Below are 26,131 nucleotides of genomic sequence, written 5' to 3' on the forward strand. Positions count from 1 at the left end.
AAATGACAAGTTGACATTTTAACATATATCAATGGAACAAAAAAAATTTGATTTAAATTCCTTCATAGGAATGCTTTTATTAGGAGGAATTATGCTTTGGTGGATGAATACTCAAAAGCCAGAAGAAACTCCTGAAGCTACTACCCAGACAGAGCAAACTACTAATGCTACTAACACTGAAAACGATTTAACCGATAATGTAATTGTAAACGACTCGTTACAGCAAATTGCTTTACGAAATAAGTTTGGTGCTTTTGCTTACGGAGCTTCAAAAAGCCAAAAAGGAAACACAACATTAGAAAATGACGTTGTTAAGTTAACTATTGATAACAAAGGGGGGCAAATCATCGAAGCTTTAGTTAAAAACTACAAAACATACGATTCTTTACCTCTATACTTGGTTAAAGATAATAATGCTTCTTTCAATATCAACTTCGGAACTACTGATAACCGAATTTTAAATACTAAAGATTTACTATTTACTCCTACTCTAACCAAAAATGGAGATACACAAGTACTTTCTATGAAGTTAAAGGTTTCTGAATCTAAGTTTTTAGAATACCGCTACGAAATGAAAAAAGGTGATTACCGTGTAGGTTTTGCCGTTCGTTCACAAGGGTTGAGTAATACAATTAATAGTTCTCAAGAAATAAATTTAGATTGGAGTTTAAAAGGTTTTAGACACGAAAAGAGTTTGAAAACCGAAAACATGTACTCTTACTACTATTATAAAGCCGACGATGAAGTAGATTACTTACAAATGAACGATGATGATGTTGTGAGTGATATTGATTGGGTTGCTTATAAACAACACTTCTTTTCTTCTATTTTAACATCTGATACACCGTTTAGTAATGCCACTTTGAAATCTGTTGATTTTGCAGGTGAAGATAAAGATAGTGTGTACACTAAAACTTACGGATTAAAAACTCCATTAGCTTTAACAAACGGAGAATTAAATTATAATATGCAATGGTTTTACGGGCCTACAGATTATAATTTATTAAAATCTTATAAAGGGACTAGCTTAGACGAAATTGCTGATTTAGGTTGGGGAATTTTTGGTTTCTTAAACCGTACTATATTCTACCCTGTATTTAATATGTTAAAAGGATTTATTGGGAACTACGGACTAATTATCATTTTAATGACAATCGTAGTACGTATTATAATGTCTCCTGTATTATACAAATCGTACCTATCAAGTGCTAAAATGAAAGTGATTCGTCCAGAAATGGAAGAAATCAATAAAAAGTATCCTGGGAAAGAAAACGCTATGAAGCGTCAGCAAGAAATTATGGCTGTACAGCGAAAAGCAGGAGTGAGCATGATGTCTGGTTGTATACCCGCATTAATGCAAATGCCTGTGTTCTTTGCTTTATTCAAATTTTTCCCTACCAATATTGATTTTAGACAAGAAGGTTTCTTATGGGCTAATGACTTATCTTCATATGATACTATTTTTAAATTACCATTTAAAATTCCTTTCTATGGAGACCACGTAAGTTTATTTCCAATTTTAGCTTCTGTAGCTATTTTCTTCTACATGAAAATGAACCAAAGCCAGCAAGCTAATATGCAAGCTCCTACTCAAGAAGGAATGCCTGACATGAGTAAGATGATGAAATGGATGATTTACTTCTCTCCTATTATGATGTTATTCTTCTTTAATAACTATGCTAGTGGATTAAGTTTATACTATTTTATCTCAAACTTATTAACCATCATAATCATGTTTGTTATTAAGAACTATGTTATTGATGAAGCTAAGATTCATGCTAAAATTGAAGAAAACAAAAAGAAACCTGTTAAAAAGAGTAAATTCCGTGAGCGTTTAGATGCTGCCATGAAACAAGCTCAGGAACAACAAGCTGCACAACAACGCGCTAAAAATAAAAAATAAGTTTTCAGCATATATTTTAACTGAAAACACACTTTAAAAAATCCCTCAAATAGTTAGATACTATTTGAGGGATTTTAAGATAAAAGTTAAATATACACTCTACCATTAACTTTTAAACTAATTAAATTAACCATAGAACACTTTTAATATTAAATGGAATGAGCTCGATTTTTATCGAGCTCATTCCATAAAGTATATAATGTGATTAAGAGTAGTTTATAACTCATGCCTTATAAATCAAGGCTATAAACTATTTTTTAAACTCAGTAATAGTATTCTTAATAATATTAATACAGTCTCTTAATTGCTCTTCATTCATTACTAATGGTGGTGCAAAACGAATAATGTTTCCATGCGTTGGTTTTGCTAATAATCCGTTATCGCGTAACTTCATACAAATATCCCAAGCTGTTGAGCTATCTTCAGTATCATTAATTACAACAGCATTTAATAACCCTTTACCACGTACTAACGTTACTAACTCGTTTTCTTTGGCAAACTCAGCTAACTCCTCTCTAAAGATTTTACCTAAACGCTCAGCATTCTCAGCTAATTTCTCTTCTTTAACTACTTCTAAAGCCGCTATAGCTACTGCTGCTGCAACTGGGTTTCCTCCGAAAGTAGAACCGTGGTTTCCAGGTCTAATAACATTCATAATGCTATCATTTGCTAATACTGCAGATACTGGATATGCTCCTCCACTTAATGCTTTACCTAAAATTAAAATATCTGGCTGTACATTTTCGTGGTTTACTGCTAATAACTGACCTGTACGTGCAATACCTGTTTGTACTTCATCTGCAATAAATAATACATTATGTTTTTCACATAACGCTTTCGCTGCTGCTAAATACCCTTCAGAAGGTACATATACTCCAGCCTCTCCTTGAATAGGTTCGGCCATAAAACCAGCAATGTTATCGTTGTTTTCTAACGCTTCTTCTAAAGCTTGTAAGTTATCGTACTCTATTTTTATAAACCCATTAGTAAATGGCCCAAAATTCTTACGTGCTACTGGATCATTTGAAAAAGAAATAATGGTAGTTGTTCTTCCGTGGAAGTTATTTTTACAAACAATAATTTGCGCTTCGTTTTCATTAATTCCTTTTACTTCATACGCCCATTTTCTACAGATTTTTAAAGCCGTTTCAACAGCTTCTGCACCAGTATTCATTGGTAATAATTTATCAAAACCAAAGTATTCAGTTGCAAACTTTTCGTACTTTCCTAACATATCGTTATAAAAAGCACGAGATGTTAATGTTAATGTTTGCGCTTGGTTTACCATTGCCCCTACAATTTTTGGGTGACAGTGTCCTTGGTTTACTGCGGAATAAGCCGATAAAAAATCATAATATTTTTTTCCTTCAACATCCCATACATATACTCCTTCTCCTTTACTCAATACTACTGGTAATGGATGGTAGTTATGTGCTCCGTATTTGTTTTCTAAGTCAATCGCTTGTTGCGAAGTTAATTGGTCTAAAACAGCCATTTTTCTTAATTTTTTAAAATTTATAAAATAACCATTCCTTATCTACCTTTATCCTTTCGAAAAAGAAGTTTCGAAAATTCAGCGTGGGAAAGAAATCATCCCTAGCTACAAAATTATTAAATTTAAGTGACTTTCTTAGATTTTATAGGGTCTAAAAATATAGACTACTTAACTTTTTATTATTTACAATAAAACAACAGTTAATTAGTTTTTTTATCTTTAAGAGAATTTAACTAAATATCATTTTTATGAAAAAAATCTTTTTTTTACTACTGCTTTCTATAGTTACAATCGGCTGTAAATCTACATCTGTAACTAACACAAAACTTGACAACAAAACTGAACGAATGTTAAAGGGTAACTGGACCATTACTGCTGTAAGTTTTCCGGGTTCAAATTATTTAAAAGTAAACTCATTTAATTTAGAAGATTCTAACTGTTTTATTGGTAGTGATTGGAGTTTTATCTCTAACAATAATAAAGGACAAATGAATTTAAATAATCCAAGTACAAATTGTAAAAACTTTAGTTCTCCAATTACTTGGTATGTTAATAAAGATGGTAATTTTGTTTTAAAAATTATAAATAACCACAAAGCAAAAGAAGTAAACCAAGGATATATATTAAATATAAATAATGTTACTGAAACTAGCTTCGATTTAATAGACAAAGTAAACGTTGCTGGCCAAGTAAAAAACATTACCTATTCATTTCAAAGACAATAATTAATAAAACATTATGAAAAAATCAATAATTTATAGTTTATCAATTTTATTTTTAGCTAGTACAGTTTTTACCTCATGTAAATCTATTCAAAATGCTAACAACACTCAAAAAGGAGCTGCTATTGGTACAGCCGCTGGTGCTGTGATAGGTGCTGTAATAGGTAATAATGTAGGAAGTAAAAACAACTCAGAACTTGGAGCTATTTTAGGTGGCGTTGTAGGTGGTGTTGCCGGTGGTGTAATTGGTAATCAAATGGATAAACAAGCTCGTGAGATTGAAGAAGCTTTACCTGGTGCTGAAGTTGAAAGAGTTGGTGAAGGTATTAAACTTACCTTAGGAGAAAACGCCGTTCGTTTTGCTACTAACAAAGCTACTTTAACAACTACTGCTAAAGCTAACTTAGATAAATTAGTCCCTGTTTTTAAAGATTATGGAGATACTAATATTGTAATTTATGGTTATACAGATAGTACAGGTAGGGTTGAATACAACCAAACGCTTTCAGAAAAAAGAGCTAACTCTGTAAAAAGTTACCTAGCTAGTAAGGGATTAAAAAACAGTCGTTTTGAAACTAAAGGACTTGGTGTTAAAGATCCTATAGCAACAAACGATACTGCTGAAGGAAGAAGTAAAAATAGACGTGTAGAGTTTGCTATCGTTGCAAACGAGCAAATGATAAAAGAAGCTAAGCAAGAAGCTCGTCAATAAAAAAATAACTTTTACAAACTATACCTAAAAAGACTGCTCTACAATGAGTGGTCTTTTTTTTACCTTCAAACCATATCTTTTCCTAATTTTGCACACTATAAATCATAGTATAGAATGCCAAGAAGAGAACGAAATAAGTTTGTAAAAAGAGGACAAGTCATTGAAATTTTAATTGAAGATTATGCCTTCGGCGGAAAAGGAATTGGAAGAATACGTTCAGAAGAAGGTGTTTTTGTTGTTTTTGTTCCTAACACTTTACCAGGACAGTTAGTAAAAGCACGTGTAGACAAATCAAAGAAAAAGTATGCAGAGTGTAAATTAATTGATGTCTTAAAACATTCTGAGGACGAAGTAGCTATTCCTTATCAAGATATTCCTGGAGCACCTTACATTCAATTACCTATAGATTTACAACACAAATACAAGCAAGAAAGTACGTTATCTTTATTTAAGCGTATTGGTAAAGTTGAAAATATTGAAGATTTATTTGATGAATTTATCGCTTCCCCTAATGTATTCCACTATAGAAATAAAATGGAATATGGTTTTTCTGCCATTGGTTACGATCGTGAAAACAAAACCGATGTAGATGAATTTACCTTAGGTTTTAAACGTCGCGGTGTTTGGTGGATGGGTGATAACCTTGAAAAAGATTCTGGTTTATTTGACAAACAAGTAGAAGACAACATCAAAAACATTAGAGAATACTGTAAAAAAACTGGTTTAGCTCCTTGGCACGGACCTAAAAAAGAAGGTTTCTTTAGGTATTTTGTGGTAAGAAAATCATACAAAACCAACGAATTGTTATTCAACTTAGTAACCACTTCTCACGATTTACCTAAATTTGATTTAAAAGAATTTGCTAACTATTTAGTAGAGTTATTTGGCGATAGAGTGGCTGGTTTATTACATACTATTAATGACGAAACTGGCGATAGAACTATTGCTACCTCAGGAAGTATCAAATTGGTGTACGGAAAAGATAAAATTGTTGAAGAGTTATTAGGTTTAAATTTTGAAATTAGCATGAAAAGCTTTTTTCAAACCAACCCTAAATCTGCCGAAAAACTATATACCAAAGTAGTTGATTATGCGTTAGAAAACAAAGATGCAATTGACAATACCGTAGTGATGGATTTATTCTGTGGAACAGGAACTATTGGACAAATTATTGCTTCAAAGTCGAATAACACTAAAATTGTTGGTGTAGATATTGTAGCCTCTGCTATTGAAGACGCTAAGAAAAATGCAGAACGTAACAATATTGAAGGTTTACAATTTTATGCAGCTGATGTAGGAAAGTTCTTAAACGAACACCCACAATATAAAAATAAGATAAGAACCATTATTTTAGATCCAGCTCGTGCGGGTATTGCACCAAAAACACTTAAGAAAATCATAAACTTAAATGCAGATAGAATGGTTTATGTATCTTGTAACCCAGCAACACAAGCTCGTGATACGGAGGAATTGATGAAAAACGGATATCAATTAAAAAAGATTAGTTTAGTAGATCAATTTCCACATACATCACACATAGAAACGGTAGTTCTATTTGAAAAATAAACATTATATGAAAAAATACATTGCTCTATTCATATTTATAGCAGGTTTAACGGCCTGTGAAAAAGATGATTTCTGTACACAAAACCCAGTAACCCCTAATTTAGTGCTTCGTTTTTACGATATGGATAATACGAATGATTTAAAAAATGTAGAACGTTTATCTGTAATTGCAGAAGGAAAAACTGATAGCCTTTTTACCAATAGAACAGTAGACAGTATTGCTATTCCTTTAAACAGCCTATCTCAAAAAACAGTCTATACACTAAAAATGAATGATGTAGATGGCAATATAGCTAATAACCAAACGGCTACACTTACCATTGAGTACAATCCTAAAGAAGACTTTGTGTCTCGTTCATGTGGTTTCAGAATTATTTATGAAAATGTAACTTTAAATGATACAGGTTGGATAAACAGTTTATCAACTACAGAAATTCCATTAATCGATAATCAAGCTAGCGCCCATGTACAAGTATTTCATTAGTCTATGTTTCGTTTTTGTATTTGTGAACGGATACTCACAAATAAATACATCTAAAGAAGAAACCAAAGAAAAAAAAGATACCGTTACATATAAAACAGGATATGGCTTACGTATTGGATTAGACATTAGTAAACCTGGTCTTGCCATTATTGATAAAAGTTATAGCGGACTTGAATTAGTAGGTGATTATAGAGTATCAAAAAAATGGTACATCGCTACTGAATTAGGTTTTGAAGATGAAACTACCTATGAAGATTTTTCTTCTTCTAGTTCAAAAGGAAGTTATATTAGACTTGGAGCAAACTACAACGCCTACGAGAATTGGTTAGACATGAATAACGAAATTTATGTTGGTATGCGTTATGGTTTTGCCATATTTGATCATACCTTAAATAGCTATCAACCTAATGTTTCTTCAGGTACTGAAAACTTACCTCCTTATTTTCCTTCAAACCCTGTTACAACACCTATGTCTGACGACGGACTTACCGCTCATTGGACTGAATTACAGCTAGGTATAAAAGCAGAAACTTTTAAAAACTTGTTTATAGGTTTTAGCTTTTCATATAAAATTATGTTAAGTGTTGACGATCAAAAAGGCTTTAAAACGCTATATACACCAGGTTTTAATCGTGTTTTTGAAAGCAGTACAGGCTTCGGATTCAACTATACAATATCGTACTTAATTCCTTTTGTTAATAAATAAATTATCAGCATACGCTTGATTTCACTAACTTTACTGCCTGAATAATAAAACTTATTAACAATGAATAAAATTCCAAGCGTAAACTTAGCAGATTTTTTATCGGACGATGCTGAAAGAAAACAAAAATTCATCAATGAAATTGGTGACGCTTACGAGAATATAGGATTTGTAGCATTAAAAGGACACTTTTTAGACGATGAATTAGTAGATAACTTATATGCTGAAATCAAAAAGTTTTTTGATTTACCTACAGATGTAAAAGAAAAATATGAAATTCCAGGTATTGGAGGTCAAAGAGGGTATGTTTCTTTTGGTAAAGAAAGTGCTAAAGGAAAGAAAGAAGGAGATTTAAAAGAGTTTTGGCACTTTGGTCAGTATGTTGATACAGATTCAAAATACGCAAAAGAATACCCAGAAAATGTTGAAGTTGAAGAATTACCTGAATTTAACAAAGTGGGTAAAGAAGCTTACCAAATGTTAGAAAAAACAGCTAAATACGTTTTACGTTCATTAGCCTTACATTTAGGTTTAGAAGAAACGTATTTTGACAACTACATCAAAAACGGAAATAGTATTTTACGTCCAATACACTACCCTCCTATTACAACAGAACCTAAAGGAGCTGTAAGAGCTGCTGCTCATGGTGACATTAACTTAATCACTTTATTAATGGGAGCTCAAGGAAAAGGATTACAAGTTCAAAACCATAAAGGTGAATGGATTGATGCTATAGCAGAAGATGACGAGTTAATGATTAATGTAGGTGATATGTTATCACGCCATAGTAACAACAAGTTAAAATCAACAATTCACCGTGTAACTAACCCTCCTAAAGAATTATGGGGAACATCACGTTATTCAATTCCATTTTTCATGCATCCTGTTTCTGATATGAAATTAGATGTTTTAGAAAACTGTATTGATGAAAACAATCCAAAACAGTTTGAAGATATTACTGCTGGTGAGTTTTTAGATGAACGTTTACGCGAATTAGGATTGAAAAAATAAATCTAATGGATTTACAAGATCAATTAAAAAATTTATTCCCAGATCATCAGTTTGAGGAAAAACCTGAAGAAAAAAAACCTGACGTCTGGTTACAAGATGAACCCATTCTTTGTAAGTATGAAAAACGTAAAGGGAAACCAGTTACTATAATAGACGGTTATAATGGGGCTACCCAAGACTTTAAAAAATTAGCAAAAGAAATCAAAACCAAACTAAGTGTTGGTGGTAGTTTTAAAGATGATAAAATCATAATTCAAGGTGATTATAGAGATACTATAATGCAACTTTTAAAAGATAAAGGATTCAACGTAAAACGCGTTGGTGGATAAGTAAAAAATGTCGAAGAAGCAAATCTTCGACATTTTTTTTATATTTACAACTTTTGTAAAGTGTTAAATACCAACCAGTAAATAATAACGTATAAAATAAATCGTTTATTTTATATAAATAAAGAAATCAACCAATTCCCTAAAATTATGAAACATTCTTTATTACACATAACCAATGGAGACGTTACAACTCAAAGACTTCAAGAACTAAATATTGAAGGTGATATTATTACGTGGCGTGAAATGTTATGTGAAGGAAAAACATCAGTAGACGTAGGTAGTGAAGACTTCTGGAAAACACGTTTTGACTTTTTAAAAACTACTTATAAAATTACTAAGAAGAAGTTTATAGATTATACCCTTAAAGAATACCGAAACCTATGTAATCAAAAACAACAAGATGAGATTGTTTTATGGTTTGAATACGATTTATTTTGTCAAGTAAATATGTTAGCAGTAATAAGCTGGCTAAAAAGATACCGTAAAAATCACAAAATATCTTTAGTTACAAGTGGTAAAATAGATAACTCTAAAAAGTTATATGGTTTAGGAGAATTATCTGACGATCAATTAAAAGAGCACTTTAAAAATAAAATAGAGCTTTCTCAAGATGATATAGAATATGCTGACTATATATGGCAATTATATTGCTCAGATAGTCCGTTACCTCTTGAAAATGCACATAAATTTAATCCAAAATCACCTTTTGTATATCTAGAAAACGCTATAAAAGCACATTTACTTCGTTTTCCTTCAATTGAAAATGGATTAAATTATATAGAAAATAATATTTTAAAGGTTGCTAACGAGCATACATTTGCAAACCAAGATGAACTGCTTAGAAGTCTTTTAACTCATCAAGAAAACTATGGGTTTGGTGATATTCAATACGTTAACAAACTTGAAAGCCTTAAAAAGCTATTTACCTCTTTTGATCCTGTAAAACTTAGTAAAACAGGTAAGAAAGTATTGCAAAACCAAACAAACTATTATGCTAAAATTCGTTCTGATTTTTCGTATCTTGGTGGCGCAAAAAAATACAGCTATCTCTACGTAAACTCTACTGATAAGCTGTTAAAAATAACATCGTAAATGAGTATACAACATTCTGAGCTCATCTTAAATCCAGATGGTAGTATTTACCATTTGAATTTAAGACCTGAACATATTGCTACCGATATCATTTTTGTTGGAGACCAATATCGTGTCGACAAAGTCACCAAACACTTTGATACTATAGAATTTAGCACACAAAAAAGAGAATTTAAAACCACTACTGGTACCTATAAAGGAAAAAGAATTTCTGTAATTTCTACAGGAATAGGCCCTGATAATATTGATATTGTTTTAAACGAGTTAGACGCCTTAGTTAATATCGACTTAAACTCACGTAAACCTAAAGAAAAACATACACAATTAAACATTACAAGAATTGGAACTTCTGGTTCTTTACATGCTGATATTCCTGTAGATAGTTTTTTATTAAGCTCTCACGGGTTGGATTTAAACGGAATGTTACAATCGTATCAAGTGGATGAAATCTCACATCCAGATATAGAAGAAGCTTTCATAAAACATACCAATTGGAGTGCAAAAAAATCATATCCGTTAATCATTTCTAATGGAAAACCTTTAGAAGATAAATTAATATCTAACAAAGTATATATAGGAATTACAGCTACTGCTGGTGGTTTTTATGGTCCTCAAGGACGTGTTTTACGCTTACCTTTGCAAGACCCCGATTTAAATAAGAAGATTGATAGTTTTAACTATAATAACAATCGAATTACCAACCTTGAAATGGAAACATCAGCCATTTATGGGTTGGCTAAACTGCTAGGTCATAATGCAGCATCAATGAATGCAATTATTGCTAACAGAGCCAACGGAACATTCAGTAAAGATCCGTATAAAGTAGTAAATGATTTGATTGCATATACCCTAGATAAATTAGTTGAATAAATGCTGAAATTAAAAATAGGTGGTGTTCCTGAACATTTTAATTACCCATGGTACATTACATTAAAAAATAAAGAATACACCAAAGAAGGAATCAACTTACGCTGGAAAGATTATCCTGGAGGTACTGGAGCTATGACGAAAGCTTTACGCTCTGGTGAAGTTGACATTGCCCTAGTGCTTACTGAAGGAATTATTAAAGATATTATTAATGGAAATCCTTCAAAAATTACACAAACTTTTGTAAAAAGTCCACTTGTTTGGGGAATTCATGTTGCTGCGAACTCAAAATTCAAAACCATTAATGACTTAGAGAATGCTACAGTAGCTATTAGCCGATTTGGTTCAGGTTCTCAACTTATGGCAATTGTAAATGCCCATAACAATGGTTGGGATGTTAATAAACTACAATTTAAAGTAGTTGGAGATTTACAAGGAGGAATAGACGCTTTAACTAATGGAGAAGCCGATTATTTTATGTGGGAGCACTTTACCACAAAACCATTGGTTGATAACGGTACTTTTAGGCGAGTTGGTAACTGCCCTACCCCATGGCCTTGTTTTGTAATTGCTGTTCGTGATGAAATCTTAGAAAATAATTTTGAAGAAGTAAAAAAAGTACACAATATCATTAACGCTTGTACTAAAGACTTTAAAGACTTCGATAATATTGATAAAGTTCTTTCCAATAGGTATGAACAACAAATAGATGATATTCAGGAATGGTTATCTATTACTGAATGGAATGACGGCGAAGCTATTTCCGAAAATTTAATTACGGACATACAAAATAAAATGGTGGAGTTCAACGTTATTGAAAAGAAGGAAAATTCTGGTGACTTAATCAGAAATATGTATATTTGATTTTTATAAAACGGAATAATGATGAAAAAAGTAGTATTTATTGCAATTTGTACTGTTAGTTTATTAGGTTTTTCTTCTTGCGGAAGTACTAGTCCTTGTGGATTAGCAAAAACTAATCAAAACAAACAAAAACAACATCAACAACAAGAGATAGTAGTTGCAGATGCAACTGAAATAGCAATCGCTGAATAAGTTGATGTTTCTTTATTCAAATTCAATAAATCCGCTTTTTTAGGCGGATTTTTTTATTTTGATTTTTCTCATAACAAAAAATCCTTTTCTAAAATAGAAAAGGATTTGAGCTTATCTTATGTGTGTTAGTTTTTTACTTTGCTATAATTTCTCCTAACAGAGCACCTTTTTCAAAGGCAAACACCATTACTAATAACAACATGATTCCTACACATGTAATAACGTAATATTTTGTTTCATTCTCTTTTTTCATAATATAATTTAGTTTTAATGATTAATTTTTCTTTTTTAACATTGGCACAAACCTAAAATCACCTAACTCATGCTTTTCGAATTCTTTTGGTGATTTCCTTATAAAAAGTGTCATTACTTGCTCTTGATCCCCCACAGGAATCAACAACCTACCTCCTACTTTAATTTGCGCCAATAATGCTTTAGGCACATACGGTGCTCCAGCTGTAACAATAATTTTGTCAAAAGGAGCTTCTTCTGGTAATCCTTTGTAACCATCACCAAAAATAAACCTTTTTGGCTTATATCCAAGTCTTGGCAAAAACATTGAAGTTTTTTTAAATAACTCATGTTGCCTTTCTATTGAATACACCACAGCATTCAATTCTAATAATACTGCCGTTTGGTATCCAGATCCAGTTCCTATTTCTAATACTTTTTCTCCTGGCTTTACTTCTAATACTTGTGATTGAAACGCTACTGTATAAGGCTGAGAAATTGTTTGTTCAGCAGCAATAGGAAAAGCTTTGTCTTGATACGCATGCGCTTCAAAACTACTATCCATAAACAAATGTCTTGGAATTTTTCTGATAGCTTTTAATACTCTCTCGTCATTAATTCCTTTTGCTTCTAAAACGTTTGCTAATTGATTTCTAAGTCCTTGGTGTTTGGTTGTATCTCTCACTAATTATAAAATTTCAGGAGGATAAAAGTAGTAATAAATCTGTATAAAAGTGTATCTTTGTTTGCGTTGATTTTTTGTAGAAATCATTTCTTTTTCAACAAACCAATCAAATAACTAATAATCTTTCACTTATGTTAAAAGCTGGAGTTTTAGGCGCAGGTCACTTAGGAAAAATCCATTTGCGTTTGTTACAACAATCAGAAAAATATGAATTAGTAGGGTTTTATGACCCTTTTACAGAAAATGCACAAAAGGTAGCTGATGAGTTCGGCTATAAATTATTCGATTCAGTAGAAGCATTAATTGATGCTGTTGAAGTAGTTGACATTGTTACTCCTACACTTTCTCACTTCGATTGTGCAAAACAAGCCATTGAAAAAGGAAAACATATTTTTATTGAAAAGCCTATTACGAATACAGTGTTAGAAGCTGAAGCTATAAGAACTTTAGCTAGCCAGCATCATGTTCGTGGTCAAGTTGGACATGTAGAGCGTTTTAACCCTGCTTTTATGGCTGTAAAAGACTTGATTGACACGCCAATGTTTATTGAAACACATCGTTTGGCTGAATTTAATCCTAGAGGAACAGATGTACCTGTAGTTTTAGATTTAATGATTCATGATATTGATATTATTTTATCGGTTGTAAACTCAAAAGTAAAAAGTGTGCATGCAAGTGGTGTATCAGTAATTTCAGAAACTCCTGATATTGCTAATGCTCGTATTGAATTTGAAAATGGTTGTGTTGCGAACCTAACAGCAAGTAGAATTTCGATGAAAAACATGCGTAAGAGCCGTTTTTTCCAAAGAGACGCATACATTTCAGTAAACTTCTTAGAAAAGCAATCAGAAGTTGTTAGAATGAAAGACGTACCAGAAAAACCTGATGAGTTTGCTATGATTTTGCAGAATGCTGAAGGTGTTAAAAAGCAAATTTATTACGATAATCCTGAAGTAGTAGCTAACAACGCTATTTTAGATGAATTAGAATCGTTTGCAGATGCTATTCACAATAATACTACGCCTATTGTTTCGTTACGTCAAGGTACTGAAGCTTTACGTGTAGCACATCAGATTATAGACTGTTTTTAGAATAAAGTAAATAAGTAACAACCGCGTTAGGGATTGCAGTGAAAATCCTTTTTTGTTATTCTGAGTAAAGCGAAGAATACACCAAAAAGATTGTAGCGGAAAGCCCGCCCCATAGGGGAACGCCCATATAAATACCAAAACACAACAACATGAAAAATATCGCCGTAATTGGAGCAGGAACAATGGGAAATGGAATTGCGCATACGTTTGCTCAATTTGGATACAATGTTCAACTTATCGACATTTCGCAAGCTGCCTTAGATAGAGGTTTAGCAACCATTACTAAAAACTTAGATAGAATGGTAGCGAAAGAAAAAATTACTGAAGACGATAAAAATAATACCTTAAACAATATTACTACCTACACTTCTATTAAAGAAGGTGTACAGAATACTAGTTTAGTTGTTGAGGCTGCTACTGAAAATATTGACTTAAAACTTAAGATTTTTAAAGATTTAGATGAAGCTTGTGCTGAGGATACTATTTTAGCTACCAACACTTCATCAATCTCAATTACTCAAATTGCAGCAGCTACCAATAGACCTGAAAAAGTAATTGGAATGCACTTTATGAATCCTGTGCCAATTATGAAATTGGTTGAAATTATTAGAGGATACAACACTTCTGATGAAGTAATGGACTTTACAGTTGATTTAACTAAGAAAATAAATAAAGTTCCTGTTGAAGTAAATGATTACCCAGGTTTTGTTGCCAATCGTATTTTAATGCCAATGATTAACGAAAGTATTGAAACGTTATACAACGGTGTTGCTGGTGTTGCTGAAATTGATACCGTAATGAAATTAGGAATGGCACATCCAATGGGACCATTACAATTAGCCGATTTTATTGGGTTAGATGTTTGTTTATCTATCTTAAACGTAATGTATGACGGATTTAAAAACCCTAAATATGCTCCATGTCCGTTATTAGTAAACATGGTTGCAGCAGGTAAATTAGGTGTTAAATCTGGTGAAGGTTTTTACGATTATTCTGAAAGTAGAAAAGCTGAGAAAGTTGCTAAGATGTTTTCTTAAAAACTAAGAAAAATATAAAACAAAAAGAAGCCCAAAAGGCTTCTTTTTGTTTTATAACTGTAATACTTCACCTTCATTAGGGATTACAATTTTATCTTGAATAGATTTTTCTTGCTCTTTTAAAAATAAGCGAAGCTCCTCTTTCGTTAATCCACAATGATTTATTGCGTCCATATGAATTGCTATTAAAATAGCTTTCTTATTCTCAACAGCTATCCTTAGTAATTCTTCTTTACTTAACGTCATATGTTTACCTGGTTCTAAAACAGGGTTTGGCTTGCTAAAAGTACACTCCCCTGTATTTGCAATAATATGAGTAGGTTTTTCAATTTTCAAAGCATTCTTTAAAAGACTATCTAAAACGGCGTCTCCTGTAATAAATATTGTATCTTCTTTAAATGTTAAAGAAAAAGAAGATGATTCGCCAAAAGGCATTGCTCCTGTTGCTCCTTCATGATGATGTGCTTCGTAGCGTTTTATCGATACTCCAGACCAATTTACAACCTGCTCTATGCTTTGTAAGTTTGTAAATCCTTTTGATTTTAATTTTTCTACATCAAAAGGTTGGCAAAAAATAAGTATGTTTTTAGGAAGTAATTTTTCAGCATCAGCATCAAAATGATCTGGATGGTAATGCGTTATCAAAACAGCATCGGCTTGTTCTATAATTTTATTTTTAGGTATCGGTAAATCATTCATAGGAATCCGTTTATCATTAGAAAAAGGAATTGGGTCTTGTGTTCCCTTATCTGACAAAACAGGGTCTATTAATATTTTTTTTGAGTTTACTTCTAAAAACACCGTAGCCTGTCGTATATATTCCAGTTTTGTTGTGTTTTCTCTTCTTGTTTTATTAGTTGTTTTACACGCACTAATCATGGTTAAAATTACGAGTAGCAATTGATAACGTTTCTTCATTTTTATATGTTTTTTTTCTTATATAGTCACGAAACTAAAGCACTTTTAAACAAGAAACAATACGTTACATTTTTGTACCTTACGCACCTTTTGGTTAGTTTTTTTAGTACCAAAAAGATAGAATTTAAAAAAAATGAAAAAATTTTCACCTGATTATTGCCCTTTAACTTATGCGACAAAAGTTGTAAGTGGAAAATGGAAGTTATTTATCATTTCTAGGCTTGTTGAAAAACCACTTAGGTATGGACAAATCAAGACTGCATGTGAAACAATTTCAGAAAAGATGTTAACTAGCCAGTTAAAAGAGTTAGAAACTGATGGAATTATTAACAGAAAAATATATGCTGAAGTACCTCCAAGAGTTGAGTATTCTCTTACTCCATTTGGCAATGATTTAGTCAATGCTTTAGCCCCATTACATGCTTGGGGAATTGATTACATGGAGCATAAGAAAATTCCTTTTCCTAAATATAACTGAAAAGATGATTACCCCCATCATAGTAAACTAAAGACTAGTTTCCTAAATTATAAGTTTATCTAATAGCTTTTTACGATTATTCTGAAAATAGAAAAGCTGAGAAAGTAGTGAGAATACTTTCAGAAGCTTTTTTAGGGCTAATACTTTACCATTGTTTTATTAAACTACCGATTCCTTTTTCAATTCCTCTATAGTAGTTTTCGTTTTTAAACTCAGGAACAATTACACTATCTATTACCTTTTTGCAAATTTCATCGGTAAGCGTTTCTTCTGTTCCTAACCCTGTAGATATTCGTATTTCTCTTTTTAATTTATTGATAACAATTGTTAAGCCATTATTCTTGTCTTTTCTCCCTACTCCCCAATCATTAGCCAACGCTAAAGAATAATCTTCAATATTATCATACGGTTGATAACTACTTACAGTAACAACTGCTATAACATTTGTTGATTCTTTTTCATAATCATCAATTAGTTTTTCCAATTTTTGCTCTTCATCATTTGTGAACATATCTTCATAATCATTCACATAACCTATCGGAAAAGGAAACTTACTCTCTACAACTTCTTTTGACTTATTAAAAAAGACTACTTCCTTTTCATTTTCTGTACTTTTACATGAGAATACTACAATTATTAGAAGTAGTATTACTATAACTTTTTCCTTTTTCATCTCTCTTTATTTAACACGAAGTATCCGCTATGATTTTCCACTCATCTTGTATCTTCTTAAAAATAATCATAAAAACGCCGTTAGCGTCTCCTATTGTTCTTTTTAAATGATATTCACCCATAACTGAATAAGCTCCTTCAGTAATTTTAGAAATGTCATTAATCTTAAAAGTTAATGTTCCTGAGTGTTCTTTTGTTGGATACCCTTTTTTATAATTATCTAAGGTTTTTTGCCATCCAAAAGTAACTCCATTTCGTCCGTAAAACTTTAATGAATCACTCTTCCAATACCCTTGCATAAAACCTTCTAAATCGTGATTTGACCAAGCTTCTTCTTGTGCCTTCATCACCGATAAAATCTCTTGTTTTTCTGTTTCTTCTGAAACGGTTTTGGCTGCTTCTTGCTTACATGAAACAAATAATATCACTAAAAAAACAATACTTAAAAATTTTTTCATTTTAAAATAGAGAATTTATAATTTCTTTTACCGTCACTCCCTCAGCCTCTGCTTTATAATTCTTCACAATTCTATGTGATAAAATAGGAATAGCTACCGCTTGAACATCCTCAATGTCTGGAGAATATTTTCCATGTACCGCTGCGTGTGCTTTGGCTGCCAAAATTAAGTTTTGTGAAGCTCTTGGTCCTGCTCCCCAATCAATGTACTTTTTAATTAATTCAGTAGCTTTATCTGAATTAGGACGTGTTTTACCCACCAAACCAACAGCATACTCAACTACATTATCTGCTACAGGAATTTTACGTATTAACTTTTGGACTTCAATAATTTCTTCTGAAGAAAAAATAGCGTTGACTGTTTGTTCAGCTATTGATGTCGTATTTTTTACCACTTGTACCTCTTCTTCAAAGCTTGGATACTCTAAGTTGATTGAAAACATAAAACGGTCTAGTTGCGCTTCTGGTAAAGGATACGTTCCTTCTTGCTCAATTGGATTCTGAGTTGCTAATACAAAAAATGGTAGCTCTAACTTATAATGATGTCCTGCTACAGTTACCGATTTTTCTTGCATAGCCTCTAGTAAAGCTGCTTGTGTTTTAGGTGGTGTACGATTTATTTCATCTGCTAAAATGATATTTGAAAAAATTGGTCCTTTTATAAATTTAAAATGACGCGTTTCATCTAATATTTCACTTCCTAAAATATCAGAAGGCATTAAATCTGGAGTAAACTGAATTCTATTAAAATTCAACCCTAATGCGCTAGAAATTGTATTTACTAATAAGGTTTTTGCCAATCCTGGTACTCCAATTAACAACGAATGTCCTCCACAAAAAATTGAAAGTAATGTATAGTTTACAGCTTCTTGCTGACCTATTATAACCTTACCTATTTCTTGTTGTAGTTGACTATATTTTTCTACAAGTGTGTTTACTGCTGTTACGTCAGACATAAATCAAAATTTTTCTTTGTTCAATAAATTTAATTACAAACTTTTATAAAATGAAATTCCCGCTTTCGCGGGAATGACAATATACTAAATTTATTATTTCTTATTTGTTTTCTTTCTTCCAATCTTTCTTGAAAGTACACTTCTTATAATCGTTACTTAATTTTAGGTAAGTTTCTTGGATTTTATCCTTGGTCCATTTTGTAATTTCTTCTTCTTTTTTCTTAGCAAGAGCAAATTCTTGCATTCTTACATAGTCATCTACTAAATCAGCTTTATGTGTATCTGTTTTATCTTTTAATAAGATTACTTTATACATTTTTTCTCCTTCTCGTGTTTCATCATAAAAAATATCAGACAAATCACCTTTTTTCAACTCACTAATTCTTGCGAATAGTTCAGGCGGCATTCTCGTTAACTCAAAAGTTGGTTCTTGAGTATAAGGATTCATTATAATACCTGCACTATTTTTTGTTTCTTCATCCTCAGAATATTTCTTTACAGCTTCTTCAAAAGTTATTTTCTCTTCTTTTATATCAGCTACTATCTTTTCTATTTGTTCTTTAGTTTCATTTAATTTTTCATCAGAAACTTCAGGTTGCATTAAAATATGAGATACTTCTCGTTGATTACCTTTAATTTTATGCAGTTGAAGTATATGGTATCCGAAAGCTGATTTAATAGGCTCTGAGATTTGATTTACATCCAATGAAAATGCTGTTTCTTTAAATTCTTTAATAAATGGACTATCTTTTGTAATTACATATTTCCCACCATTTTGAGCTACTCCTGGATCTTCTGAGTTAATAATTGCCTTCAACTTAAAACTTGCACCGTTTTCTATTTCTTTTTTTATTTCTTTTAATTTGTTTATTACTCGCTCTTTCTCTTCTTCTGTTGGTTCTGCTTTTACTACTAATTGTTGCAATTGAACTTCAGCTGGTATTTCAGGAAGCTCTCCCTTATCTTGTAATCCTTTAAAATAGATGCGAATTTCTTCTGGAGTTACGTCAATATTTTCAGTGATCTTTTGCTGTTCTTTTTCTATTAGTAAATTCTCTCTTTGAACTCTACCTAGTTCTTTCTTTAAATCTTCAACATCATTAAAACCATAAGCTTCAACCACTTTTTCTTCACTTCCATATTCTTGTGTAAAAAAAGCAATACTTCTATCTACTCTACTATCAATTTCAGATTGAGATACTGTTACACTATCAATAATTGCATGATGAGCTAATAGTTTTTGTTGCATTAATTCTTCTAACATTTCACAGTCAGATATCTTTACTTTTCCTTCACTTCTTAACTCTACTTCTTGCTTAAACTTATCTATATCAGAATCTAAAACAATGTTTTTACCTACCACCACAGCAACACCATCTACTTTTGTTCCTTGTCCATTAACTGTTGTTAAGCCTGCTAAAAACAACGTAAATACTATACTAATATTCTTTAAAGTTCTTGTTTTCAATTGCATCATTTATCAGCGTTTTTTCAATATCTCGTATTAATTCTAATTTTCTTTTATGTAAAATAATCTGTTTTATTCTAGCGCTTACATAGCTCAGTGGAGCCGTAGCGTTTTGTGGTAACATATTTTTTACAGCGACCAAATATACTCCTAAACTATCTTCTTTTTGTATGAATTTTGATATTTTTAACAAGTTTTCTTTCGTTTCGTTACGAAAAGGTGGAATTTTTTTCTTTAAATATTCAAAAGTTACCCAAGTTGAATCTTGTAATCGATATGATTTAAAATTTAATAAATGTCTTTCTAAATCTTCTTTATCCTCTTCTTTTTCTGACTTAAACTGCTTTATTGTTTCTTTTTTATCCAGGTAATCTTTACCAAAATGTACATATTCAAATTGTACAAGTTCTTCACTTACTTTAAAATTCTCTTTATTTTCCTCATAATACAACTCTATTTCTTCCTCAGTAACAACCGTATCTAATTGTTGTTTTATCAAACGTTCTTTATAGCCGTTAATGTATAAACTCTTTTTATAATCGTTAACTAAGTTTTGTATTTCTTCACTGTTTACTTCTGAGATATTCTCTTCTGCTTTAATGTACAATAATTCTTGTTTAGCCCAAGAATTAATCAAACCTTTTACTATAACTAAACTATCTTTGGGTGAAAGATTTTTTGGCAATAAACCAGCAATATCTTTTTTGTATAGATGTTTATTATAAACAGTAGCAATTGGTCTTTCACTCGTAACCCTTTTAGTTTTTAAACTAACAAGATCACATGAAACGATTATAAATAATGTTGTTAAAAAAATATATTTTCTCACTTTGTATTATTGGTTAAACGTATTCTTAAATTTTATTAATCCCCTTTTCTTACTCTAACCATATAGTTGTTTCATAGCTTTTTTATCATTCTTTTCCTTACTAGAAATAATTACTTATCTTTTTTATTGCATCAAGTTCTTTGCCATACTTTTAGCTTAGTAAAAGATTTTTAGCCATAATTTTTCTTTTTTTAAAAGAAAAACTACATCCAAAAATGAAAGTGTAAAACTTTTTTTGTTATAAATTTACAAAGAAATAATACCTTTTATTGCCTCTGCTTTTTTATAATACGAAATAACTTCGTTTGAACTCTTTACTGTAATATGTATTGATACACTTACGTATTTTCCTGTTTTAGATTTTTTTGTATTGATAACTGCTCCAGCATTATTAAATAAGTCTTGTACTTCTTTCTCCTGACTACCGTCAGTAGGAACAATAAATTTATATAAATACTTAGCTGGAAACGTTGTGGTATCTTCTAATTGTGATTTTAATTTTGCGTAAAAAGCTTCTCTATCTTGCATAACTCAGAAATTACTATTTTATAAAAACTCATCAAAAATTTAAAGCATGTAGTGATGATGCACAAAATTACACTATTTATTATATTTATAACTTGAAACTTTTATTTTTGCCCCATGCAACAAAAAATAGTTTTAATAGGTGGTCCTGGTACAGGTAAATCCTCTATTTTAAGAGAATTTATTAGACGTGGGTATGAATGTATGCCAGAGATTTCAAGAGAGGTTACACTTAAAGCTCAAAAAGATGGTATTGATCAACTTTTTTTAGAGCAACCTTTATTATTTAGCCAACTATTATTAGAAGGAAGAGAGCAACAGTACTTAGAAGCTCACCAAAGTGATGCTGAGATTATCTTTTTTGATAGAGGGATTCCTGATGTACACGCTTATATGAATTATTTAGGTTCTGACTACCCAGATGTTTTTATTAAAAAAAGCAATAAATATTTATACAATAAAGTATTTATGTGCGCTCCTTGGGAGGCTATTTATAAATCTGACAACGAACGTTATGAAACCTTCGAGCAATCAGTGAAAATAGATACCTTTTTAAAAGAAGCTTACGAGGAAGTAGGCTATAATATTATTGATGTTCCTTTTGGTTCGGTACAAGAGCGCTGTGATTTTATTTTACATTCGTTAAAACACGATGTATGATAAATCGCTACAAATATTAAAACATTATTGGGGCTATACTTCTTTTAGAAAACCTCAACAAGAAATAATTACTGAAGTTTTAACAGGAAACAATGTTGTTGCTTTACTTCCTACAGGAGGTGGAAAGTCTATTTGTTTTCAAGTACCCGCATTGGTTAAGGAAGGAGTTTGTATAGTAGTTTCTCCCTTAGTTGCCTTAATGCAAGATCAAGTTGCTAATCTTATTGATAAAGGCATAAAAGCTACTTTAATATCTTCTGGAAGCTCACAAGACGATATTATTACACTTTTTGATAATATTCGGTTTGGAAATACTAAGTTTTTATACATTTCACCTGAACGGTTGCAATCTCGTTTTATTCAAGAAAAAATAAAGCAACTAAATGTAAACTTAATAGCTATTGATGAAGCACATTGTATTTCTGAATGGGGGCACGATTTCCGTCCTTCTTATCAAGAGATTACTGTTTTAAAAGAGTTACTACCAACAATCCCTATAATTGCTTTAACAGCTACGGCAACTCAAAAAGTAATTTCAGATATTGTTTCTTCTCTTGAATTAGAAAAACCTACCGTTTTCAAAAAATCTTTTTTTAGAGAGAATTTAGCCTATCAAATTTTTAAAACTGAAGACAAGCTTGGTAAGCTCAATCAGATTTTTACTAAAACAAAAGCTCCTTCAATTATATATGTAAATACTCGTAGTAAAACGAAAGAAATTAGTAGTTACTTAAATGCTAATGGATTTAAAAGTTCTTTTTACCATGGAGGTCTTTCTCCTGTAGAAAAAAAGTTAGCTTTTGATAATTGGATGACAGAGAAAACTCCAATTATAGTTGCTACCAATGCTTTTGGTATGGGAATAGACAAACCCAACGTTCGAGTTGTTATTCATCTTAACCTACCTTTTTCTATTGAAAACTACATTCAAGAAGCGGGTCGTGGTGGACGTGATGGAGTAAAGTCTTTTTCTGTAGTATTAACTAACGATAGTGATATTTCTTTAAGTAGTGAATTACTTGAAAAATCATTACCAACCATTGATGAAATAAAAACTATTCACCAAAAACTATATCAACATTTTCAAATTGCAAAAGGTGAATTAATCGAAACTGCTTTCGATTTTAATTTTTTAGCTTTTTGTAACAAGTATAATTTCATCCCCAATAAAACATTCAATGCTCTTCAAATACTCAATAATAATGGCATTATTGAATTAAATCATAGCTTCCAACAAAAATCTACAGTTCAGTTTTTAGCCTCAAGTAAACAAGTTATATCACATACAAATCAAAACTCCCAAATTAAAAATTTTGTCCAACAAATTTTACGTATGTATGGTGGCATTTTTGAAAACCCTGTAAAAATTGATGAATTTTATATTGCTAAAAAGCTAGGTACTACCTCTTGGTTCGTAATCAATACTTTAGAAAAGTTAGCTCAAAAAGAATTAATAGCTTATACAAAAGCTACTAACAATTCGGAACTTTTCTTTTTACACCCTAGAGAAGATGATAAAACCATCAACCGAATTTCTCTAAACATTAAACAATACATTAAACAGAAAAAACAAAAAAATAGAGACTTACTTCAGTTTGTAGAAAACAATTCGGTTTGTAGAAGCGTACAACTTCTTTCCTATTTTGGTGAACACAGCTCTCAAAGTTGTGGAATCTGTGATGTTTGTTTGCAAAGAAAAAACAAAACTAGTATAAGCCAAAAAGATATTCTTTCTAACTTACAAAAAGAAAAAACCTATACAGTTACTGAAATCTGCTCGCTATTAAATGAAAAAGAAACGAACATTTTAATACTTTTGCGAGAGCTTCTTTCCGAAGAAAAAATACACACAAAAAACAATAAATACTTTTTAAAATAAATGAGAGATTTACGCATCGTTTTTATGGGAACTCCTGATTTTGCTGCTACCATTTTACAGCATTTAGTGGAGAATGATTATAATGTAGTAGGAGTTATTACTGCTCCAGATAAACCTGCTGGTAGAGGTCGTAAGCTTAATCAATCTGCTGTAAAAAAATATGCACTTTCTCAAAACTTGCCTATTCTTCAACCCAAAAACTTAAAGAACGAAGAATTCCAAGAAGATTTAAAAAAGTGGGATGCTAACTTACAAGTAGTTGTTGCTTTTAGAATGTTACCTAAATCCGTTTGGGCACTACCAGAATATGGTACTTTTAATTTACATGCTTCATTATTACCAGAATATCGTGGTGCTGCACCTATTAATTGGGCAATTATAAATGGCGAAACGAAAACAGGTGTTACTACTTTCTTTATTGATGATAAAATTGATACAGGAGAAATCATATTACAAAGTGAGATAACTATTAAAGAAGATGAAATTGTTGGTAAGTTACACGACAGATTAATGCACTTAGGAGCTAAACTAGTTGCTGAAACTTTAGATTTAATTGCTAAAGGAGATGTTACAACTACTAAACAACCTGAATTAGAAGAAAAGTCTGCTCCAAAATTATATCCTCATAACTGTAAGATAGATTGGTCTAACTCTTTAAATGATATTTATAATCATATTCGCGGATTAAATCCATATCCTGCTGCTTGGACTACTATTGTAAATGGAGATGATGAACTTTCTGCTAAAATATACGGAGTTAGTAAAGATCCTACTTCTCATAATCTTGAGGTTGGTGCTATCGTTACCACTAAAAAGGAGTTAAAAATTGCTGTTACAGATGGTTACTTAAATATTTATCAAATTAAAATTTCTGGTAAAAAGTTAATGGATGTTCAGAGTTTATTAAACGGTTTTCAATTCGAAAAAGACGCAAAAGTTCTCTAGCCCTTTATCCATGGGGTTTTAGCGTTTTTAACAAAAAAAGATGAGTGGTTATTAACAATTTAAGGTAACTTATTAACAAAAGAGTATTTTTTTCAAGTCAAATCTTGCACAATCTCGCGTTCCGTCTATATTTGTTGAGCTATTGAAGCAAAAAAATATTAATTAATTTTAAAATCTATTTAAATTATGAACAAATCAGATTTAATCGATGCGATGGCTGCTGATGCAGGAATTTCTAAAGCTGCCGCTAAAGCTGCATTAGATTCTTTAACTACTAACGTAACTAATACTTTAAAGAAAGGTGATAAAGTTGCTTTAGTTGGATGGGGAACTTGGTCTGTTTCTAAGAGAGCTGCTAGAACTGGTAGAAACCCTCAAACAGGAAAAGAAATAAAAATTGCTGCTAAAAACGTAGTTAAATTTAAAGCTGGTGCTGGTTTAAGTGACTCAGTAAACTAATATCCTCTTTTAAGAAAATATACTAACAGTATTTAGGCAACTAAATACTGTTTTTTTTTAAGTGTCACAAAAACCAAAAGTTAGTTGTCTTTTATATAGAACTTAAAAAACCATTAAAAATGAAAATTATAGTTACTATTACAGGACTTTTACTTTGCTTTTCAACTGCTTTTGCTCAAAAAGTTATAAATGCATCTGACATTATGAGAGATGTTAAAAACGGAAAAGCAATAGAAATTTCTAACACTACTATTAAAGGTACATTAGACTTTACTTTTATGAATGAAGCGTTACCTAAATTACCTAAAAGAAAAAGTTGGTGGAATAATGGAGGATCTAACACCGTTGAAAAACAAATTACAAATAAAGTTTCTTTTGTAAATTGTGTTTTTGATGATGATGTTTTAGCCTACATTCCTCATGAGAAAAGTGGATATACTTTTGTTGCTAATTTTGAAGATATTGTTGTATTTAAAGATTGTACTTTTGAACAAAAAGCGATGTTTAAATATTCAGATTTTGAGAGAAACACAAACTTTTCTAACACTAAATTTAAAGGTGACTCAACATTTAAGTACGCAAAATTTGATAGAGATATTACTTTCGAAAACACCTCTTTTGAGGAACCAGCTACATTTAAGTATGCAGATTTTAACCGTTTTGTAAGCTTTAAAAACTCTGTTTTCAATGAAAGTGCTATTTTTAAATATACCGAATTTAAAGATGGGGTATCATTTAGAAATGTAAAGTTTGAAGAAGACTTAAATATTAAATACACAAAAGTATCAGGAGAGTTTGATATTACTGGAATGGAAGTAGCTTTTGATATAGACTCTAAATACACTAAAATAAACGGAAAAAGTTTTAATAAGTACTTAATGAAAAGATAAGCTTTCTATTT

The 26,131-nt window shown here is 31.2% G+C and carries 29 protein-coding genes; 20 read left to right on the forward strand and 9 right to left on the reverse strand.

Going from position 1 to position 26,131, the window contains the following annotated elements:
- Positions 1-31: 31 nt before the first annotated feature.
- Positions 32-1,903 (forward strand): membrane protein insertase YidC, encoded by a 1,872-nt coding sequence (gene yidC, locus ABHQ57_RS12995; RefSeq protein WP_167713682.1) that lies wholly within the window; start codon positions 32-34, stop codon positions 1,901-1,903.
- A 250-nt stretch (positions 1,904-2,153) separates the two neighbouring features.
- On the opposite strand, the gene rocD is transcribed toward yidC, so the two are convergent.
- Positions 2,154-3,398, reverse strand: coding sequence for an ornithine--oxo-acid transaminase (gene rocD, locus ABHQ57_RS13000; protein ID WP_159611654.1), 1,245 nt, complete (start codon positions 3,396-3,398; stop codon positions 2,154-2,156).
- 248 nt (positions 3,399-3,646) lie between these two features.
- Between rocD and ABHQ57_RS13005 the strand changes: the two genes are divergently transcribed.
- The 11 genes from ABHQ57_RS13005 (at position 3,647) to ABHQ57_RS13055 (ending at position 11,940) form a co-directional block, all read left to right on the forward strand.
- Positions 3,647-4,123, forward strand: coding sequence for a lipocalin family protein (locus tag ABHQ57_RS13005; protein ID WP_047789007.1), 477 nt, complete (start codon positions 3,647-3,649; stop codon positions 4,121-4,123).
- A gap of 13 nt (positions 4,124-4,136) precedes the next feature.
- Positions 4,137-4,832: an OmpA family protein gene (locus ABHQ57_RS13010; protein ID WP_047789008.1), complete on the forward strand. Its 696-nt coding sequence runs from the start codon at positions 4,137-4,139 to the stop codon at positions 4,830-4,832.
- Positions 4,833-4,946: 114 nt separating this feature from the next.
- The gene (gene rlmD / locus ABHQ57_RS13015) at positions 4,947-6,398 is read left to right on the forward strand and encodes a 23S rRNA (uracil(1939)-C(5))-methyltransferase RlmD (protein ID WP_167713681.1); all 1,452 of its coding nucleotides are present in this window, start codon (positions 4,947-4,949) and stop codon (positions 6,396-6,398) included.
- Positions 6,399-6,405: 7 nt separating this feature from the next.
- A complete protein-coding gene (locus ABHQ57_RS13020) occupies positions 6,406-6,882 on the forward strand; it encodes a DUF6452 family protein (RefSeq protein WP_167713680.1) in 477 nt (158 codons plus the stop codon).
- A gap of 22 nt (positions 6,883-6,904) precedes the next feature.
- A complete protein-coding gene (locus ABHQ57_RS13025) occupies positions 6,905-7,588 on the forward strand; it encodes a DUF6048 family protein (protein WP_231128405.1) in 684 nt (227 codons plus the stop codon).
- A 60-nt stretch (positions 7,589-7,648) separates the two neighbouring features.
- Positions 7,649-8,596 carry an isopenicillin N synthase family oxygenase gene (locus ABHQ57_RS13030; protein WP_167713679.1) on the forward strand — a complete coding sequence of 316 codons (948 nt, stop codon included), beginning with the start codon at positions 7,649-7,651 and terminating at the stop codon, positions 8,594-8,596.
- A 5-nt stretch (positions 8,597-8,601) separates the two neighbouring features.
- Complete coding sequence (locus ABHQ57_RS13035; RefSeq protein ID WP_073183642.1) at positions 8,602-8,925, forward strand: translation initiation factor; 324 nt, start codon at positions 8,602-8,604, stop codon at positions 8,923-8,925.
- A 147-nt stretch (positions 8,926-9,072) separates the two neighbouring features.
- Positions 9,073-10,017 (forward strand): DUF1835 domain-containing protein, encoded by a 945-nt coding sequence (locus tag ABHQ57_RS13040; RefSeq protein WP_159491368.1) that lies wholly within the window; start codon positions 9,073-9,075, stop codon positions 10,015-10,017.
- The gene (locus tag ABHQ57_RS13045) at positions 10,018-10,887 is read left to right on the forward strand and encodes a nucleoside phosphorylase (RefSeq protein ID WP_159611662.1); all 870 of its coding nucleotides are present in this window, start codon (positions 10,018-10,020) and stop codon (positions 10,885-10,887) included.
- Positions 10,888-11,748 carry a substrate-binding domain-containing protein gene (locus ABHQ57_RS13050; protein WP_167713678.1) on the forward strand — a complete coding sequence of 287 codons (861 nt, stop codon included), beginning with the start codon at positions 10,888-10,890 and terminating at the stop codon, positions 11,746-11,748.
- 18 nt (positions 11,749-11,766) lie between these two features.
- A complete protein-coding gene (locus ABHQ57_RS13055) occupies positions 11,767-11,940 on the forward strand; it encodes a hypothetical protein (RefSeq protein ID WP_156167015.1) in 174 nt (57 codons plus the stop codon).
- Between the two features lie 274 nt (positions 11,941-12,214).
- Here ABHQ57_RS13055 and ABHQ57_RS13060 read toward each other — a convergent pair whose 3' ends face one another.
- Positions 12,215-12,856: a protein-L-isoaspartate(D-aspartate) O-methyltransferase gene (locus ABHQ57_RS13060; protein WP_047789017.1), complete on the reverse strand. Its 642-nt coding sequence runs from the start codon at positions 12,854-12,856 to the stop codon at positions 12,215-12,217.
- 131 nt (positions 12,857-12,987) lie between these two features.
- Here ABHQ57_RS13060 and ABHQ57_RS13065 point away from each other — a divergent pair, with 131 nt between their 5' ends.
- Both ABHQ57_RS13065 and ABHQ57_RS13070 read left to right on the forward strand, forming a co-directional pair.
- Positions 12,988-13,947: a Gfo/Idh/MocA family protein gene (locus ABHQ57_RS13065; protein WP_159611666.1), complete on the forward strand. Its 960-nt coding sequence runs from the start codon at positions 12,988-12,990 to the stop codon at positions 13,945-13,947.
- A gap of 149 nt (positions 13,948-14,096) precedes the next feature.
- Positions 14,097-14,984, forward strand: a complete 888-nt coding sequence (locus ABHQ57_RS13070) for a 3-hydroxybutyryl-CoA dehydrogenase (protein WP_047789019.1) — start codon at positions 14,097-14,099, stop codon at positions 14,982-14,984.
- Positions 14,985-15,035: 51 nt separating this feature from the next.
- On the opposite strand, the gene ABHQ57_RS13075 is transcribed toward ABHQ57_RS13070, so the two are convergent.
- Positions 15,036-15,902 (reverse strand): MBL fold metallo-hydrolase, encoded by an 867-nt coding sequence (locus ABHQ57_RS13075; RefSeq protein ID WP_167713677.1) that lies wholly within the window; start codon positions 15,900-15,902, stop codon positions 15,036-15,038.
- Between the two features lie 133 nt (positions 15,903-16,035).
- Here ABHQ57_RS13075 and ABHQ57_RS13080 point away from each other — a divergent pair, with 133 nt between their 5' ends.
- Positions 16,036-16,380 (forward strand): helix-turn-helix domain-containing protein, encoded by a 345-nt coding sequence (locus tag ABHQ57_RS13080; protein ID WP_047789021.1) that lies wholly within the window; start codon positions 16,036-16,038, stop codon positions 16,378-16,380.
- Between the two features lie 145 nt (positions 16,381-16,525).
- Here ABHQ57_RS13080 and ABHQ57_RS13085 read toward each other — a convergent pair whose 3' ends face one another.
- The 6 genes from ABHQ57_RS13085 to ABHQ57_RS13110 all read right to left on the reverse strand — a co-directional run bounded on the left by ABHQ57_RS13085 (position 16,526) and on the right by ABHQ57_RS13110 (position 21,290).
- Positions 16,526-17,053: a YgcG family protein gene (locus ABHQ57_RS13085; RefSeq protein WP_167713676.1), complete on the reverse strand. Its 528-nt coding sequence runs from the start codon at positions 17,051-17,053 to the stop codon at positions 16,526-16,528.
- Between the two features lie 10 nt (positions 17,054-17,063).
- On the reverse strand, positions 17,064-17,510 hold the full coding sequence (locus ABHQ57_RS13090) for a DUF4440 domain-containing protein (RefSeq protein WP_167713675.1): 447 nt from the start codon (positions 17,508-17,510) through the stop codon (positions 17,064-17,066).
- 1 nt (position 17,511) lies between these two features.
- On the reverse strand, positions 17,512-18,465 hold the full coding sequence (locus ABHQ57_RS13095; protein ID WP_125067224.1) for a MoxR family ATPase: 954 nt from the start codon (positions 18,463-18,465) through the stop codon (positions 17,512-17,514).
- Between the two features lie 100 nt (positions 18,466-18,565).
- Positions 18,566-19,942 carry a peptidylprolyl isomerase gene (locus tag ABHQ57_RS13100; protein ID WP_231128404.1) on the reverse strand — a complete coding sequence of 459 codons (1,377 nt, stop codon included), beginning with the start codon at positions 19,940-19,942 and terminating at the stop codon, positions 18,566-18,568.
- On the reverse strand, positions 19,905-20,762 hold the full coding sequence (locus ABHQ57_RS13105; protein WP_047789025.1) for a hypothetical protein: 858 nt from the start codon (positions 20,760-20,762) through the stop codon (positions 19,905-19,907). Before ABHQ57_RS13105 ends, ABHQ57_RS13100 begins: the two co-directional genes overlap by 38 nt.
- A gap of 246 nt (positions 20,763-21,008) precedes the next feature.
- Positions 21,009-21,290, reverse strand: coding sequence for a DUF493 family protein (locus ABHQ57_RS13110; protein ID WP_047789026.1), 282 nt, complete (start codon positions 21,288-21,290; stop codon positions 21,009-21,011).
- A gap of 114 nt (positions 21,291-21,404) precedes the next feature.
- Here ABHQ57_RS13110 and ABHQ57_RS13115 point away from each other — a divergent pair, with 114 nt between their 5' ends.
- The 5 genes from ABHQ57_RS13115 (at position 21,405) to ABHQ57_RS13135 (ending at position 26,120) form a co-directional block, all read left to right on the forward strand.
- Positions 21,405-21,947: an AAA family ATPase gene (locus ABHQ57_RS13115; RefSeq protein WP_047789027.1), complete on the forward strand. Its 543-nt coding sequence runs from the start codon at positions 21,405-21,407 to the stop codon at positions 21,945-21,947.
- Complete coding sequence (locus tag ABHQ57_RS13120) at positions 21,940-23,826, forward strand: ATP-dependent DNA helicase RecQ (RefSeq protein WP_159491384.1); 1,887 nt, start codon at positions 21,940-21,942, stop codon at positions 23,824-23,826. The genes ABHQ57_RS13115 and ABHQ57_RS13120 overlap by 8 nt, the downstream gene beginning before the upstream one ends.
- Positions 23,827-24,771: a methionyl-tRNA formyltransferase gene (gene fmt / locus ABHQ57_RS13125; RefSeq protein WP_196781623.1), complete on the forward strand. Its 945-nt coding sequence runs from the start codon at positions 23,827-23,829 to the stop codon at positions 24,769-24,771. It begins immediately after the preceding gene.
- A gap of 186 nt (positions 24,772-24,957) precedes the next feature.
- The gene (locus ABHQ57_RS13130; protein WP_047789030.1) at positions 24,958-25,230 is read left to right on the forward strand and encodes an HU family DNA-binding protein; all 273 of its coding nucleotides are present in this window, start codon (positions 24,958-24,960) and stop codon (positions 25,228-25,230) included.
- Between the two features lie 119 nt (positions 25,231-25,349).
- Complete coding sequence (locus tag ABHQ57_RS13135) at positions 25,350-26,120, forward strand: pentapeptide repeat-containing protein (protein ID WP_047789031.1); 771 nt, start codon at positions 25,350-25,352, stop codon at positions 26,118-26,120.
- The last annotated feature ends 11 nt before the right edge of the window (positions 26,121-26,131 follow it).

Origin of the sequence: Tenacibaculum sp. ZH5_bin.1 (assembly GCF_042865525.1) — a bacterium.
In the GTDB taxonomy this organism is placed as follows: domain Bacteria; phylum Bacteroidota; class Bacteroidia; order Flavobacteriales; family Flavobacteriaceae; genus Polaribacter; species Polaribacter mesophilus.

What these genes read in the sequence shown, in the direction of transcription:
- yidC (WP_167713682.1), top strand. Translation starts at nt 32, where the DNA reads ATGGAACAAAAAAAATTTGATTTAAATTCCTTCATAGGAATGCTTTTA.
- rocD (WP_159611654.1), bottom strand. Translation starts at nt 3,398, where the DNA reads ATGGCTGTTTTAGACCAATTAACTTCGCAACAAGCGATTGACTTAGAA.
- ABHQ57_RS13005 (WP_047789007.1), top strand. Translation starts at nt 3,647, where the DNA reads ATGAAAAAAATCTTTTTTTTACTACTGCTTTCTATAGTTACAATCGGC.
- ABHQ57_RS13010 (WP_047789008.1), top strand. Translation starts at nt 4,137, where the DNA reads ATGAAAAAATCAATAATTTATAGTTTATCAATTTTATTTTTAGCTAGT.
- rlmD (WP_167713681.1), top strand. Translation starts at nt 4,947, where the DNA reads ATGCCAAGAAGAGAACGAAATAAGTTTGTAAAAAGAGGACAAGTCATT.
- ABHQ57_RS13020 (WP_167713680.1), top strand. Translation starts at nt 6,406, where the DNA reads ATGAAAAAATACATTGCTCTATTCATATTTATAGCAGGTTTAACGGCC.
- ABHQ57_RS13030 (WP_167713679.1), top strand. Translation starts at nt 7,649, where the DNA reads ATGAATAAAATTCCAAGCGTAAACTTAGCAGATTTTTTATCGGACGAT.
- ABHQ57_RS13035 (WP_073183642.1), top strand. Translation starts at nt 8,602, where the DNA reads ATGGATTTACAAGATCAATTAAAAAATTTATTCCCAGATCATCAGTTT.
- ABHQ57_RS13040 (WP_159491368.1), top strand. Translation starts at nt 9,073, where the DNA reads ATGAAACATTCTTTATTACACATAACCAATGGAGACGTTACAACTCAA.
- ABHQ57_RS13045 (WP_159611662.1), top strand. Translation starts at nt 10,018, where the DNA reads ATGAGTATACAACATTCTGAGCTCATCTTAAATCCAGATGGTAGTATT.
- ABHQ57_RS13050 (WP_167713678.1), top strand. Translation starts at nt 10,888, where the DNA reads ATGCTGAAATTAAAAATAGGTGGTGTTCCTGAACATTTTAATTACCCA.
- ABHQ57_RS13055 (WP_156167015.1), top strand. Translation starts at nt 11,767, where the DNA reads ATGATGAAAAAAGTAGTATTTATTGCAATTTGTACTGTTAGTTTATTA.
- ABHQ57_RS13065 (WP_159611666.1), top strand. Translation starts at nt 12,988, where the DNA reads ATGTTAAAAGCTGGAGTTTTAGGCGCAGGTCACTTAGGAAAAATCCAT.
- ABHQ57_RS13070 (WP_047789019.1), top strand. Translation starts at nt 14,097, where the DNA reads ATGAAAAATATCGCCGTAATTGGAGCAGGAACAATGGGAAATGGAATT.
- ABHQ57_RS13075 (WP_167713677.1), bottom strand. Translation starts at nt 15,902, where the DNA reads ATGAAGAAACGTTATCAATTGCTACTCGTAATTTTAACCATGATTAGT.
- ABHQ57_RS13080 (WP_047789021.1), top strand. Translation starts at nt 16,036, where the DNA reads ATGAAAAAATTTTCACCTGATTATTGCCCTTTAACTTATGCGACAAAA.
- ABHQ57_RS13085 (WP_167713676.1), bottom strand. Translation starts at nt 17,053, where the DNA reads ATGAAAAAGGAAAAAGTTATAGTAATACTACTTCTAATAATTGTAGTA.
- ABHQ57_RS13090 (WP_167713675.1), bottom strand. Translation starts at nt 17,510, where the DNA reads ATGAAAAAATTTTTAAGTATTGTTTTTTTAGTGATATTATTTGTTTCA.
- ABHQ57_RS13095 (WP_125067224.1), bottom strand. Translation starts at nt 18,465, where the DNA reads ATGTCTGACGTAACAGCAGTAAACACACTTGTAGAAAAATATAGTCAA.
- ABHQ57_RS13100 (WP_231128404.1), bottom strand. Translation starts at nt 19,942, where the DNA reads ATGATGCAATTGAAAACAAGAACTTTAAAGAATATTAGTATAGTATTT.
- ABHQ57_RS13110 (WP_047789026.1), bottom strand. Translation starts at nt 21,290, where the DNA reads ATGCAAGATAGAGAAGCTTTTTACGCAAAATTAAAATCACAATTAGAA.
- ABHQ57_RS13115 (WP_047789027.1), top strand. Translation starts at nt 21,405, where the DNA reads ATGCAACAAAAAATAGTTTTAATAGGTGGTCCTGGTACAGGTAAATCC.
- ABHQ57_RS13120 (WP_159491384.1), top strand. Translation starts at nt 21,940, where the DNA reads ATGTATGATAAATCGCTACAAATATTAAAACATTATTGGGGCTATACT.
- fmt (WP_196781623.1), top strand. Translation starts at nt 23,827, where the DNA reads ATGAGAGATTTACGCATCGTTTTTATGGGAACTCCTGATTTTGCTGCT.
- ABHQ57_RS13130 (WP_047789030.1), top strand. Translation starts at nt 24,958, where the DNA reads ATGAACAAATCAGATTTAATCGATGCGATGGCTGCTGATGCAGGAATT.
- ABHQ57_RS13135 (WP_047789031.1), top strand. Translation starts at nt 25,350, where the DNA reads ATGAAAATTATAGTTACTATTACAGGACTTTTACTTTGCTTTTCAACT.